This window comes from Chromohalobacter canadensis, assembly GCF_034479555.1.
Taxonomy (GTDB): Bacteria; Pseudomonadota; Gammaproteobacteria; order Pseudomonadales; family Halomonadaceae; genus Chromohalobacter; species Chromohalobacter canadensis.
The window spans coordinates 2,425,021-2,437,613 of the sequence record NZ_CP140151.1; the positions used below are offsets into that span (position 1 = coordinate 2,425,021).

Here is a 12,593-nt window from a genome sequence, read left to right on the forward strand (position 1 = left end):
GAGTCTCCTTACTGCATGAGCCAGAGGGCGGCGATGATCAAGACCAGGGCGAGAAGTCGGTAGCCGTCGACGGTGCGGCGCTCGCTACCCAGCAGGCCGAAATGATCGATGACCAGGCTGGCGGCGACTTGCCCACTGAGGATGCCGATCATGGTCGTGCCGACGCCCACGAAGGGAGTGGCGATAGTGAGCACGACGACGTACACCGGACCTAGAATGCCGCCGGTCAGTAGCCAGCGGGGTTGCTGGAACAGCTGGCCGAGCCGGGGCCGGGTGAAGATTAGTGCCAGGGTCAATAACAGACCGCCGACGAGAAAGATCGACAGGGTCGCTGAAAAGTGACCGATTTCCTCGCCCAAGGGGCCAAGCAGGCCGGCTTCCATGGACAGACCCATGCCGGCGAGAAGTACGGCCAGCAAGATGCTGATGGTTTTCATGTGACGTCTCCGTAAAAGGCAGACGACGATAGCCTCTTGCTTTTAACGCTACAATACAGTGATTTGGCATAGGTGAATTGTTCTATGAGCAACTCGATCTCATTGGTGGCGCTGCGCTTGTTTGTACGGGTTGCGGCCACGGGGAGCTTTGCGGGGGCGGCACGCCAGCAGGGGTTGCCGGCTTCGTCGGTGTCGCGCCATATCGCGGCGCTGGAGAAGGCATTGGGCCAACGACTGCTCTATCGGCACACGCGCGCGGTGCGGCTGACGGAAGTGGGCGAGCGGTATTATCAGGAAGTGCGCGAGATCCTGGATACGCTGGATATCGCCACGGAGCAGGCGGCGGGCACCGCGTCGCAGCCGCAGGGGTTGTTGCGCATCAACGCCCCGGTGGCATTCGGGCGGCGGCATATCGCACCGCGTCTGGCGAGTTTTCAGGCCAATTATCCGCATATCGAGACGGAGCTGACGCTCAGCGATGCCTTCATCGACCCGGTACAAGAAGGCGTCGATGTCGTGGTGCGGGTGGGCGCCTTGAATGATTCCAGCCTGGTGGCGCGTCGGCTGGCCGAACAGCACTTCGTGGTATGCGCCGCGCCGGGCTATCTCGAGCGGTGGGGCGTGCCGTCGACGCCCGATGCGCTGGTAGAGCACAACTGTCTGATCTACAAGGGCACGCGAGGCGTCCAGCAGTGGTATTTCCGAGCCGAGGGAACCCGCAAGTATCAGGCGCGGGAAGTGCGTGGCAACTTGCGCAGCAACAACGCCGAGAGCTTGCTGGAAGCCGCCTTGCAGGGGCAGGGTATCGTGCTGTTTCCGACCTGGCTGATTCACGCGGAACTCAAGGCCGGGCGGCTGACGCCGGTATTGTCCGATTGGGAAGCCTCCGGTGAGCCAGCACCGCAAGGCATCCATGCGATCTTTCCGGAAAACCGCTTGCGCTCCTCCAAGGTGGCGGCATTCCTGGAGGACTTGCAGGCGACGATCGGCGAGCCGCCGTATTGGGATGCTTGATGTCCGTTGTCTGCCTCACGACGGAGGCAGGTTCTCCGGCCCGAAGGAGTCAGGCAATAACTGCTCCATGGTGTAGTGCCGGAGCGGCGCGCCATTGCCATCGAGGACGACGATGACGGTCTCCGGAGTCGCGAACTCGCGAATGCGCTGGCGGCAGTCGCCACAGGGCGTGCACAGGTGTTCACCGGGGCCGATGACGTAAAGCGTGGCGATCTCTCGCTCGCCCTGCGCGATCATCGCGCTGATGGCACCGGCTTCGGCGCAGAGGCCCTTGAAGTTGGCGCTTTCCACGTTGCAGCCCAGGTAGTGCTGGCCGCTCTCGGCGACCAGCAAGGCGCCGACCGGATGGCGGGAGTAGGGCGCGTAGGCGCTGTCGCGTACCGCGATCAACGCCTGGCGCGACGCCTCGGAAAGGGGGGCGGGTCGCGTCTCAGGCATGGGAAGTTTCCTTGTCGTCGCGTAGCAGGCCCTCGAGGGTAATCGCCATCATCTCGTGAAAGCCGGTCTGGCGTGTCTGCGCATCGAGGGCTTCGCCTTTCAGAATATGGTCGGACACCGTGCACACGGTCAACGCGCGGGCGCCGAACTCGGCGGCGACGCCGTACAGGCCGGCGGCTTCCATCTCGACGCCGAGCACGCCATGGCGCTTCATGACCTCGAACATTGCCTCGTCGGGCGAATAGAAGAGCTCTGCCGAGAACAGGTTGCCGACCTTGACCGGGGTGCCGCGTGCGCTGGCTGCGTCGACGGCGTGGCGGGTCAGTGCGAAGTCGGCGATGGCGGCGAAGTCATGCCCCTTGAAGCGGGTGCGGTTGACGCCGGAGTCGGTGCAGGCACCCATGCCCACGACGATGTCGTTGACGGCCACGTCGTCGCGTACCGCGCCGCAGGAGCCCACACGCACCAGACGCTTGACGCCGTAGTCGGTGATCAGCTCCTTGGCGTAGATGGAGATAGAAGGAATGCCCATGCCGCTACCCATGACCGACAGGCGGCGACCACGATAGGTGCCGGTGAAGCCGAGCATGTTGCGCACCTGGTTGACGCACTCGACGTCTTCCAGAAAGGTCTCGGCGATGAATTGGGCGCGCAGCGGATCGCCGGGCATGAGCACGGTATCGGCGAAGGCACCTGCGGGGGCATTGATGTGCGGCGTCGACATGGCATCAGTCTCCTGTTGTCGTCGTGGTGGAGTCGGTTAGGAAGTCGCTGCCGTGGGCCATGGGCGTGAGACCGAAATGCGTCGCCAGGCTCTGGCCGATATCGGCGAAGGTCGCCAGACGACCGGCCTCGTCGCCCAACGGTCCCGGCGTCAAGCCTGCACCGCTGGCGAGCACGGGCACTTGCTCGCGGGTGTGGTCGGTACCCGTCCAGGTCGGGTCGTTGCCGTGATCGGCGGTGAGGATCAGCAGGTCCTCGGGACGCAGCTTGGCGAGCACTTCCGGCAAACGCCGATCGAAGGCTTCCAGCGCCTCGGCGTAGCCATCCGGGTCGCGCCGGTGGCCGTAGAGCGTGTCGAAGTCGACGAAGTTGGTCATCACCAGCGTCTGCTTATTCTCCAGTGAACGCTCGCCGGCCTCATCGATGGCCTTGAGCGTCGCGTCGAACAGCGCGTCATGGCCGTGGGCCTTGAGCACTTTCGAAACGCCGCAATGGGCGTAGATATCGCCGATCTTACCCACGCCGAGCACCGTGCCGCCGTCGTCGTGCAGCTTTTGGAGTACGGTCGGCGTGGGCGGTTCGATGGCGTAGTCGCGGCGATTGCCGGTGCGCTCGAAGGTCTCGGGTGTCTCTCCAATAAAACCCGAAGCCGTTTCGCCGACGAAGGGGCGGGCGATGACGCGGCCGATGTTGTAGGGCATCAGCAGCTCGCGGGCGATTTCGCACAGCGCATACAAGCGGTCCAGGCCGAAGTGGGTCTCGTGGGCGGCGATCTGGAACACTGAGTCCGCGGAGGTATAGACGATGGGCTTGCCAGTGGCGATATGTTCTTCGCCAAGTGCCTCGAGGATCGGCATGCCGGACGCATGGCAGTTGCCCAAAACGCCGGGCAGGTCGGCGCGCTCGATCAGTGCTTCCAGAAGGTCGGGCGGGAAGCTTTGGGTCTCGTCGAGGAAGTAGCCCCACTCGAACAGCGCCGGCACCCCGGCGATTTCCCAATGCCCGGAAGGTGTGTCCTTGCCTGAGGAGATCTCCGCCGCTGCCGCGTAGGCGCCGTCGAGCATGTCGGGTGGCGTGACACCTTCTGCCCACTCGCCGGTGGCGCGATGATGCGCGTGATAGAGCCCAAGGCTTGCCAGGTTGGGCAGGGCGAGAGGCCGGCCCGAGGCAGCACGATGTCGGGCGATATGGCCTAGCGTATCCGCGCCGGCATCACCGAACGCCGACGCGTCCGGGGCGTTGCCGATGCCGAAGGAATCGAGGACGAGCAGGATGGCGCGGGTCATGACGATGTCTCCTGACGCAGGGTGGCGTGGATCAGTTCGGGCGGCACAGCGTGAGCCGGTTCGCCGAGAGTGAAAGCCTCGCTCAGGCGCCGAGAGACGGCGTCGGCCTCGGCTCGACTGGTGGCATGCAGGCGCAGCAGAGGCTGGCCGATCTCGATGCGCTGGCCGAGCGCGGCGATGTGCGAGAGACCGACGCGGTGGTCGATGGCATCGCCGGCGTTGCGGCGACCGCCGCCCAGTTCGACGACGCCGAGACCCAGTGCGCGGGTGTCGATGGCGTTGACGGTGCCGGCCCGAGGAGCAACGACATCGGTCGTGAAGGGCGCTGGCGCTAAATAGTGCGCGGGGCGTTCTGCCAGATCGCTCGGGCCGCCGAGGCCATGCACCATGCGCGAAAAGCGCTCCAACGCCTCGCCGGAGGCCAGGGCGGTCTCCAGACGCGTTGCGGCGTCGGCGGCATCGGTGGCGAGGCCGGCCTGCACGAGCATTTCCGTGGCCAGGGCATGGGTGACCTGGTAGAGGCGGCTATCGCGCCCGTCGCCGCGCAAGAGCCTCAACGCCTCGTGGACTTCCAAGGCATTGCCGGCGCAGTCGGCCAGCGGCTGGTTCATGTCGGTCAGCAGCACGCTGGTGGGCGTGCCGGCGCCGCTGCCGATGGCGACGATGGCCTCGGCCAGTTCTCGCGAGGCGTCGGGCGTGGGCATGAAGGCGCCGTTGCCTACCTTGACGTCCATGACCAGGGTGTCGAGCCCGCAGGCCAGTTTCTTGCCCAGAATCGAGGCTACGATCAATGGCAACGACTCGACCGTGGCGGTCACGTCGCGCACGCCGTACAGGCGCTTGTCGGCGGGGGCGAGGGTGCCGGTCTGGCCGATGATCGCCACGCCGACGTCTTTCACCAACTGGCGAAAGAGATCGTCGTCGGGCGTGACGTTATAGCCAGGAATCGCTTCGAGCTTGTCCAGCGTGCCGCCGGTGTGGCCGAGCCCGCGCCCGGAGATCATGGGCACGTGACCGCCGCAGGCGGCGATCCACGGCCCGAGTACCAACGACACGAGATCGCCCACGCCGCCGGTGGAGTGCTTGTCGAGCACCGGGCCGTCGAGGTTCAGGTCGTGCCAGCGCAGGACCTGGCCGGAATCACGGGTGGCCTCGGTCAGCGCGATGGCCTCCTCGCGGTTCATGCCATTGAGCACGACCGCCATGGCGAAGGCACCGATCTGAGCATCGCCCACGCTGCCATCGGCGACGCCGCGCATGAAGGTGTGGATGGCGTCGGCGTCGAGGACCTCGGCGTTACGCTTACGGCGGAGGATGTCTTGAATCAGCATGGCGATAACCGTGTTGTTGTTTGTCGATGTCTGCCGTTGATTGTCGATATCTGCCGGTGAGCGTTCAGTAACCGTCTTGGGGCGCCTTGGTGTCACCGACTTCCAAGGTGGCGAGCAACGCGTCGAGCAGCCCCGAGGCGCCGAAGCGGAAGTGCACGGGTGTGGCCCAGTCGTCGCCCATGATGCGTGCGGCCAGCTCGAGATACGCCTTGGCGTCCTCGGTGGTGCGAATACCGCCGGCGGCCTTGAAACCGACGTCGCGGCCACTGTCGCGAATTGCCTCGAGCATGATCTCGGCGGATTCGAGGGTGGCGTTGACGGCGACCTTGCCGGTGGAGGTCTTGATGAAGTCGGCACCGGCGGCGATGGCGATGTCGGCGGCTTGGCGAATCAGAGCGGGATCCTGGAGCTCGCCGGTTTCGAGGATGACCTTCAACGTCGCGCCGCCACAGGCCTCGCGGCACGCCTCGACGAGCAAGCGGCCGACATCGGGCGCGCCGTCGAGCAGGGCCCGATAGGGAAAGACTACGTCGACTTCGTCGGCGCCCGCGGCCACGGCGCGACGTGTCTCGCGCGCTGCGCGCTCGGCGTTGGAAGCACCCTCGGGGAAGTTGGTCACCGTGGCGATGCGAATGCGTCGGGTCAGGCCAAGGGCGTCGAGTTCGCGTTGGGCGTCCTCGATGAAGGCCGGGTACAGGCACAGCGCGGCGGGATAGCCGACGGGCGTGTTCGCGCGACGGCACAGCGTCTGGATACGGGCACTGTCATCGTCGTCGTTGAGTGAGGTGAGATCCATCAGGGCCAAGGCCTGACGGGCGATGGGCTTGAGATCGGTCATGGGCGTGAGTCCCCGAGTGGCATGCATGCGCCTGGCGCGTTTGCATGGGTCGATGAGTCGGTCGCGCGGACGACGAATGTGCCGGAAGACGCGCAGGAAGACGTTGGCATGGTAATGTCCTTGTCTTTATTGTTAGGCCGCCTTTGTTATTTTTCTAACAGAAAATTTGTGGCTAAGCTAACAAAATGTGCCGGGGGATGGCGAGCGACGCTCGTCGACCGGCGTGTCGACGGAGATATTTGAAATGAATAGCCGCAGTGCGGCACGCCTTCAATGGCTACAGGACACCTTGCGCGCAGAAGGCATGCTGCCGATCGCTGAGGCCGCTCAGCGCTGCCAGGTCTCGGAGATGACCATACGCCGCGACATCGCCGCCAGCCAGGACACCATCGTCTCGTTAGGCGGGCGTTTATTGCTGGCCGAGCATCCGCAGGTGGCCACCGGGTACGACTTCGCCGCCCAGCAGGACAGCTTCGCCCAGGCCAAGCAGCGCATGTGCGATGAGGCGGCACGCATGGTCGAGGCCGATGACACGATCTTCGTGGATTGCGGCACAACGCTGATTCCGCTGTTCGCCCGGCTCGATCCCAACATGCCGCTGACGGTGGTGACATACGCGCTCAACGTCGCCAATGCCATCGAGCAAATGGCGCTGCCTCACGTGCGCCTGGTATTGCTCGGCGGGCTCTATTATCCCGTGTCGCAGTCATTTGGAGGCGAGGAACTGGTCACCGCGATCCGCCGTTTGGGCATCAACAAGGCGTTCATTTCCGCCGCTGGCGTCCATGTCGATAAGGGGGTGAGCTGCTTTCACTTCCACGAGGTGGTGCCCAAGCAGGTGGCCCTGGAAACCGCCGTGCAACGGATCCTCATCGCCGACGAGAGCAAGCTCGACCTGGTGCGCCCGGCGTTTTTCGCCGATCTCGAGACCTTCGATGTGATGCTGACCAGCGGTGCGGCGGGCGAGGCATTGCGTGACACCCTGGTGGCGCGGCCGGGGCACGCTTGGCCGACGCTCCAGGTGTTGTGAGGGCGCGCGAATGCGGGTGGGTCAATAGGCGCGACGGGGGCGGTTCGGGACAGGCATGACGTTTCCTCTTTCTCTCTCAGGTGTTTCTCAGCGTGGTGCTTTTTGTCTCAGCGCTGTCCGGCGTCTTCTGCATGGCGGGCGGCTTGATTCTGATGGGGCTATCTGAGAGTAGTGCGCTGTGCGGGAGGCGGCGTGACGAGCGTCTCGAAGGCCTCGACCGGGCCTGGGCGTCCGTAGTAATAGCCCTGATAATGATGACAGCCGAGCTGCGCGAGGAAATCGCGTTGGGGCAGGGTTTCCACACCTTCGGCCACGGTTTTTAGTTGCAGGCTGTCGGCCAGGGCAATGATGGTTTTGACGATAGCGGCGTCGTTGGCCTCGACCAGGACATCTCGCACGAAGGAAACATCGATCTTCAAGGCATTGAACGGCAGACGTTTCAAATAGGCCAGCGACGAATAGCCAGTACCGAAGTCATCCAAAGAAAAGCTCACGCCGTGGTGCTTGAGCTGCATCATCTTCTCGATGACACCCTCGACGTTGGCGAGTAGCAGGCTCTCGGTGAGCTCCAGGGTCAGCCGTTCGGGCGGCGCGTGATGATCGGCGAGTGTAGCCAGTACCTGGGCGACGAAGTCGTGCTGCTGAAACTGGTGCACGCTGACATTGACGGACAGCTGTAAGTGGGCCAAGGCCGGATCGGTGGCCCAGTGCGCCAGCCGCTCGCATGCCTTTGCCAGCACCCATTGCCCGATGGGCACGATCAAACCGGTTTCTTCGGCGAGGGGAATGAATGCACCCGGGGAGATCATGCCGTGTTCGGGATGCTGCCAGCGGATCAACGTCTCGGCCCCGATGATGTTGCCTTCGGCATCGACCTGGGGTTGGTAGTACAAGCGCATCTGCTCGTCCTGGATAGCCTGGCGCAGCTCGGCTTCCATCCATAGACGATCCTGCAGGGCGGCTTCCATCTCGGGATGGAAGACATGACATGCGTTGCCACCGTCCTGTTTGGCCCGCGAGAGTGCCAGACTGGCGCGTTTGACCAGTTCGTCCGTTGCCACGTCGTCGTCACCGAACCACACCCCGCCCAGGCTATGTGTCGTAGTGTGTGAATGATCGTCGAGATCGTACACGCCGCCGATGACCTGTCGCACGGTGGTCATGTGGTGTTGCAGTTCGGCAAGGGCGGCGTCGGGATCGGATGGCAAGCCGCTCACCACCAGAGCGAATTCATTGCCGCCCAAGCGTGCCAGGTCGTGTTCGTGACGAGCGAAACGCTTGAGCCGGCGTGCTACATGACGCAGCAGCATATCGCCGGCGGCATTGCCCCGCGAGTCGTTGAGTGCCTTGAAATTGTCGATGTCGAGCATGATCAGCGCACCGCTTTGCCCTTGCGTGTGACTCGCGGCTTGCACGGCGTCGAGGCGCGTATATAGGGTCTGGCGGTTCGGCAGGCCAGTCAGAGTGTCGTGATGGGCGAGGCGATGAATTTTTGCCTCCGCCTCGCGGCGCGCGCTCAGATCGTGGAGCGTGGCAACATAATGGCGGGTGGCGCCGTGGCTGTACTCGACGCAGCTGACGCTGAGGCGCGCGGGAAACGCCTGGCCGTCCTTGCGTCGCGCCTTGATCTCACCTTGCCATTGTCCGCTATCGATGATGTGACGGCGGATATCGCGATGGATCCGGGCGCTTTCATGGGAGTGCTCGAGCACTGACAGAGGCTTGCCCTGAATGTCGGTGGAGGTGTAACCGGTCATGGCCGTGAAGGCCCGGTTGCTGAGTACGATCCGGCCGTGGGAATCGAACAGCAGGAAGGCGTCATTGATCGCGGCGATGACTTCCATCAACTGCTCGCGGGACATCGTCGACTGACGGGCGTGGCGTTGTAGGCGCCGGTCGATGAACACGCTCAGCGCTACTAGCATCAATACCAGCGTGACGGCACCGCTGACACTGATGGCGAGCCACTCGGAAGAGGTTTCCACCGTGTGGTGAGGCGCGGGAGTCGGCATGTAATACGTGGCGGACATGGCCACGTAATGCATGCCACTGATAGCCAGTGAAATGCAGGCGGCGACCCCTAGCAAGCGCCCGTTTAGATGTGTCAAACGCTGGTGTCGCACGCAGCGGCGGTGAAGGAGCATAGCAACGATGCCGAGTGCCCAGGCAACGACGAGCGACAGGGTGAACAGGATGACGTCGTAGTGAACTTCCACGGGCATGCGCATCGCTTCCATGCCCAAGTAGTGCATGGCGCCGATGCCGGTCCCCAGGACGAAGCCAGCGCCTAGTGCACGTCCAGGAGATGGATGAGGGATAGCCATGCTATGCAAGGCGTAGCCGCTGCCGAGCATGGCGGGCAATAGCGAGATGAGTGTCAGACTAATGTCGTACTGCATGGGTAAGGGGAGTCGCAACGCCAGCATACCGGTAAAATGCATGCTCCACACTCCCAGCCCCATCATGCCGGCACCCGCCATTAGCCATACCCAGCGGCGTTCCCGACCTTCAGCGTCTTGCATGCGCTCACCGATCAACAAGCCGATGCTGGCGGCCAACCATGCCACGAGACAGGAAAGTACGATCAGCCAGGGGTTCCAGTGGCCTTGGATGGCATGGGGTACAGGGCCGGGCATCATGAAATGGTGAGTCATGCGGTCGGCTTATTCCTCGTCGCGTGGTATATGGCGATGGCCGGCGGATACTAGAGCATGAGAAGGGACGGGCGCGTCCGTCTCGTCAAGATCGCACATCCTACGTCAGGATAACGTTATCGGCATGGTGGCGTCGCTACTTGAGATTAGGAGGCGATGAGGATTCCAAAGGTTGGTATGTTCTTATGTCTAGCGGGGTGGCACACCTAGCCGAAATTATAAAGGCCATAAGTGTAGCTATTGTAATTAGTGGCACGGGCCTAACCTCACTCAAGAGTGTTGCTCAGTATATTTATATTAGTTTTTATTTATAAAATATGTGAGTCTTGCATAATTATTGAAGGTAGTACAAGAAAACGCCGCCTATCGTTTTCGATAGGCGGCGTAAGGAATCGGAGAATAAGGAACTCAATCGGCGCGACTGACTAGAGACGAGGTGGCGTGACCGGTCCGGGAGCGTGGCTTGCGACGGCTTTTCATCCACACGATGGCGGCAATGAAGTAGAGCAGAGTTGGGATGATTATTAGGCTCTGGAAGATATCCAAATGTTCCACGGGACTATCGGTGACCGCGCCCCAGCCGGCGATGCCCAGGATGGCAATCAGACAGACCGCGGCGATGGCATACCAAGGGTTGCGGCGATTGACCGGCTGGTAGCCTGTAGGTGGAGTCTCCGTGGAATCACGTTTGAGTACCGGACCATAAGCGTCTTCGTAAGGCTCCCGGGCGTCATTGCCTTTGGCGGCCCCAGCGAGATGGCAAAGCAGCGGATAGCCGAGGAAGCTGACCAGCCACACGGGAATAAACAGGGCGAACAGGTGGATGGCGTGAAGTGACAACAGCATGATCCCTACTACTACACCGAGTCCCCACGAAGCAAAGGCAGGCAGGTTGATGGCGAGTCCGTGTTGCTCACGCCAGAAGGGACGAATACCCAGACGCGGCAGCAGGAAGTGCTCAGCAGCTATGATGGCACCGACCGGGGCGATCAGCATGATGAAATACGACAGGACGTTCAGCCATTGGGTGAACACGAACGGGAAACAGGCAATCACCGTCGTCACGGCGCCGGTGGCGACGGTGACCTGGACACGTGAGAAGCGGTCGAACACGGCCTGAAAGGCCAGGCCGGCGCGGTACAGGCTGGGGATGGACGTCGTCCAGCCGGCGACCACCACGGCGATCAGCCCCATGGCGCCGAGGATACGGAACGCAACACCGCCCGGGTCCATCTCGATGAGCGAGGATTTCGCCAGCAGGGCGGCGGTGGCCCCCATCAGGCCAGCGCAAATCCAGGCCATGAAATGGCCGATGTACATGCCGGCGGCGGAGAAGTAGCCATAGCTGGACTTGCGCGCGAAGCGCAGGATGCTCATGTCGCTCATGCCCAGATGCATGGGCAGGTTGGCGCCCCAGGCCCAGGCGGCAATGACCCACACTGAAATCCCTGCGGAGCCGTCAGGCGTGGTGCCGGTCCATACGAAGGTATCGAGAACGCCATTGAGCGAAGTGATGCCGTCGAGTTGGCCGGTGTGCAGCAGCACGGGCACGGTGACGATACCGCTGGCCAGGAACATGGTAGCCATCCACGGGGAGCAGACCGTCGAGAAGTTGGCGATCAGCTTGAAACCCTTGATCGTCATCCACACGGTGATGGCGCCGACGAACAGCGCCAGCATCACGAAGCTGACACTCTGGGGATACCAGGCTGTCTGTGGCGGTATATCGGTCATGACGCGGAAGGCCGAGGCCGATACCGTGACCATGGCGCCGGAGACCACCGCGAAGATCAGGCCGTTGAGCAGGTTATAGGCGGTCGAGAAGTGCTTGCCGGCCAGTCGCTCCAGATACCAATAGATGGTCATGCGCGAGCGAGTGGCGATCGGGCTACAAACCCAGGCCCAGGACAGCACGGCGAGCAGATTGCCAAGCAGCAGGCCCCAGATTAGGTCGCTGGTACTGACACCCAGAGCGACCAGCGAGGCGCCGATGACGAACTCCGTGCCGGCCACATGCTCACCGGCATAGGCGCCGAGAAAGTAGGTACCGTTGAGTTGTTTGTCGGCTGGAATACGCTGGCGCTCATACTCGCCGCTTTCAGCGGTCTCGGTAACTTTCCTTGTGCTTGAAGTCGAAGTCATTGTTTTTCCTCCCAGGGCCGTCTTGCACGGGCGGCAGCGGGCGATGATGTTTTGAAGGAACACTCATTGAATTTATATGCCGGGCTATGGTATTTCAAATCATTTATTCTATACTTTGGTATTAATGGAATTTTTATTCCATTAAGGGGGTAGCCCCACCCCAATACGGCAATGCCGGCTTGTAGGGGCTGCAAGGGAGGATCAATGAGTGGAAGGGGATTCAGTTGACACTCTGTTGAGCGACGAGAAACTGGGCTTCGCCATGACCGAACGACCAGTCGGCATCGGCATTTTCGGTGATCACGATCATCACGTTGGCGGGGTCGAGATCGGCCTGGCTGGCAAGATCGTCGACGATACGCTGATAGAAGGCTTGCTTGGCGTGACTGGGGCGGCCGGCACGCATGGTCAGTTGCAACACGATGGCATCCCGGTTGCGATCCTGCAGTTCGATCTGCTCCGCTGGCAGTGTCTGGATGAGCTGATAGCGATCATCCGGGGGAAAGTCGAGGGTCTCGATCACTGCTGCGTTGACGATATCGGCGACCTGCTTGCGCCACAGCGCCGGACGGTGATCGGGAACGGAAATGGTCACGAGCGGCATATGTTCGTTCTCCAGGCAAACTGTTGTGTAGAAGTACGTCTTCCGTGACTCGTTAGGCAGTTGGACCGCCTGGCAGCAAGCTTACGCGAGGGCGTT

General features: G+C 62.4%; 11 protein-coding genes. 2 read left to right on the forward strand and 9 right to left on the reverse strand.

Annotated elements, in window-relative coordinates:
* Positions 1–8: 8 nt before the first annotated feature.
* Positions 9–437, reverse strand: a complete 429-nt coding sequence (locus tag SR908_RS11505; RefSeq protein WP_097022814.1) for a DMT family transporter — start codon at positions 435–437, stop codon at positions 9–11.
* An 84-nt stretch (positions 438–521) separates the two neighbouring features.
* Between SR908_RS11505 and SR908_RS11510 the strand changes: the two genes are divergently transcribed.
* Entirely contained in the window at positions 522–1,451 is a 930-nt protein-coding gene (locus SR908_RS11510) for a LysR family transcriptional regulator (protein WP_246924293.1), read from the forward strand.
* Between the two features lie 15 nt (positions 1,452–1,466).
* On the opposite strand, the gene cdd is transcribed toward SR908_RS11510, so the two are convergent.
* The 5 genes from cdd to deoC all read right to left on the reverse strand — a co-directional run bounded on the left by cdd (position 1,467) and on the right by deoC (position 6,067).
* Positions 1,467–1,889 (reverse strand): cytidine deaminase, encoded by a 423-nt coding sequence (gene cdd / locus SR908_RS11515; protein ID WP_246924296.1) that lies wholly within the window; start codon positions 1,887–1,889, stop codon positions 1,467–1,469.
* Positions 1,882–2,613: a purine-nucleoside phosphorylase gene (gene deoD / locus SR908_RS11520; protein WP_097022811.1), complete on the reverse strand. Its 732-nt coding sequence runs from the start codon at positions 2,611–2,613 to the stop codon at positions 1,882–1,884. Before deoD ends, cdd begins: the two co-directional genes overlap by 8 nt.
* Before the next feature lie 4 nt (positions 2,614–2,617).
* A complete protein-coding gene (locus SR908_RS11525) occupies positions 2,618–3,898 on the reverse strand; it encodes a phosphopentomutase (RefSeq protein WP_246924299.1) in 1,281 nt (426 codons plus the stop codon).
* Positions 3,895–5,229 carry a thymidine phosphorylase gene (gene deoA, locus SR908_RS11530; RefSeq protein ID WP_246924302.1) on the reverse strand — a complete coding sequence of 445 codons (1,335 nt, stop codon included), beginning with the start codon at positions 5,227–5,229 and terminating at the stop codon, positions 3,895–3,897. The genes SR908_RS11525 and deoA overlap by 4 nt, the downstream gene beginning before the upstream one ends.
* Before the next feature lie 64 nt (positions 5,230–5,293).
* On the reverse strand, positions 5,294–6,067 hold the full coding sequence (deoC, locus tag SR908_RS11535) for a deoxyribose-phosphate aldolase (RefSeq protein ID WP_246924305.1): 774 nt from the start codon (positions 6,065–6,067) through the stop codon (positions 5,294–5,296).
* A 244-nt stretch (positions 6,068–6,311) separates the two neighbouring features.
* On the opposite strand from deoC, the gene SR908_RS11540 reads away from it, so the two are divergent.
* Positions 6,312–7,097, forward strand: coding sequence for a DeoR/GlpR family DNA-binding transcription regulator (locus SR908_RS11540; RefSeq protein WP_246924308.1), 786 nt, complete (start codon positions 6,312–6,314; stop codon positions 7,095–7,097).
* A gap of 158 nt (positions 7,098–7,255) precedes the next feature.
* Here the strand turns inward: SR908_RS11540 and SR908_RS11545 are convergent, their stop codons facing one another.
* The 3 genes from SR908_RS11545 to SR908_RS11555 form a co-directional block, all read right to left on the reverse strand.
* Positions 7,256–9,751 carry an EAL domain-containing protein gene (locus SR908_RS11545; protein ID WP_246924311.1) on the reverse strand — a complete coding sequence of 832 codons (2,496 nt, stop codon included), beginning with the start codon at positions 9,749–9,751 and terminating at the stop codon, positions 7,256–7,258.
* 408 nt (positions 9,752–10,159) lie between these two features.
* On the reverse strand, positions 10,160–11,893 hold the full coding sequence (locus tag SR908_RS11550; RefSeq protein ID WP_246924313.1) for a purine-cytosine permease family protein: 1,734 nt from the start codon (positions 11,891–11,893) through the stop codon (positions 10,160–10,162).
* Between the two features lie 220 nt (positions 11,894–12,113).
* On the reverse strand, positions 12,114–12,497 hold the full coding sequence (locus SR908_RS11555) for a tautomerase family protein (RefSeq protein ID WP_246924316.1): 384 nt from the start codon (positions 12,495–12,497) through the stop codon (positions 12,114–12,116).
* Between the last annotated feature and the right edge of the window lie 96 nt (positions 12,498–12,593).

What these genes read in the sequence shown, in the direction of transcription:
- SR908_RS11525 (WP_246924299.1), bottom strand. Translation starts at nt 3,898, where the DNA reads ATGACCCGCGCCATCCTGCTCGTCCTCGATTCCTTCGGCATCGGCAAC.
- SR908_RS11510 (WP_246924293.1), top strand. Translation starts at nt 522, where the DNA reads ATGAGCAACTCGATCTCATTGGTGGCGCTGCGCTTGTTTGTACGGGTT.
- SR908_RS11545 (WP_246924311.1), bottom strand. Translation starts at nt 9,751, where the DNA reads ATGACTCACCATTTCATGATGCCCGGCCCTGTACCCCATGCCATCCAA.
- deoD (WP_097022811.1), bottom strand. Translation starts at nt 2,613, where the DNA reads ATGTCGACGCCGCACATCAATGCCCCCGCAGGTGCCTTCGCCGATACC.
- cdd (WP_246924296.1), bottom strand. Translation starts at nt 1,889, where the DNA reads ATGCCTGAGACGCGACCCGCCCCCCTTTCCGAGGCGTCGCGCCAGGCG.
- deoC (WP_246924305.1), bottom strand. Translation starts at nt 6,067, where the DNA reads ATGACCGATCTCAAGCCCATCGCCCGTCAGGCCTTGGCCCTGATGGAT.
- SR908_RS11505 (WP_097022814.1), bottom strand. Translation starts at nt 437, where the DNA reads ATGAAAACCATCAGCATCTTGCTGGCCGTACTTCTCGCCGGCATGGGT.
- SR908_RS11540 (WP_246924308.1), top strand. Translation starts at nt 6,312, where the DNA reads ATGAATAGCCGCAGTGCGGCACGCCTTCAATGGCTACAGGACACCTTG.
- SR908_RS11550 (WP_246924313.1), bottom strand. Translation starts at nt 11,893, where the DNA reads ATGACTTCGACTTCAAGCACAAGGAAAGTTACCGAGACCGCTGAAAGC.
- deoA (WP_246924302.1), bottom strand. Translation starts at nt 5,229, where the DNA reads ATGCTGATTCAAGACATCCTCCGCCGTAAGCGTAACGCCGAGGTCCTC.
- SR908_RS11555 (WP_246924316.1), bottom strand. Translation starts at nt 12,497, where the DNA reads ATGCCGCTCGTGACCATTTCCGTTCCCGATCACCGTCCGGCGCTGTGG.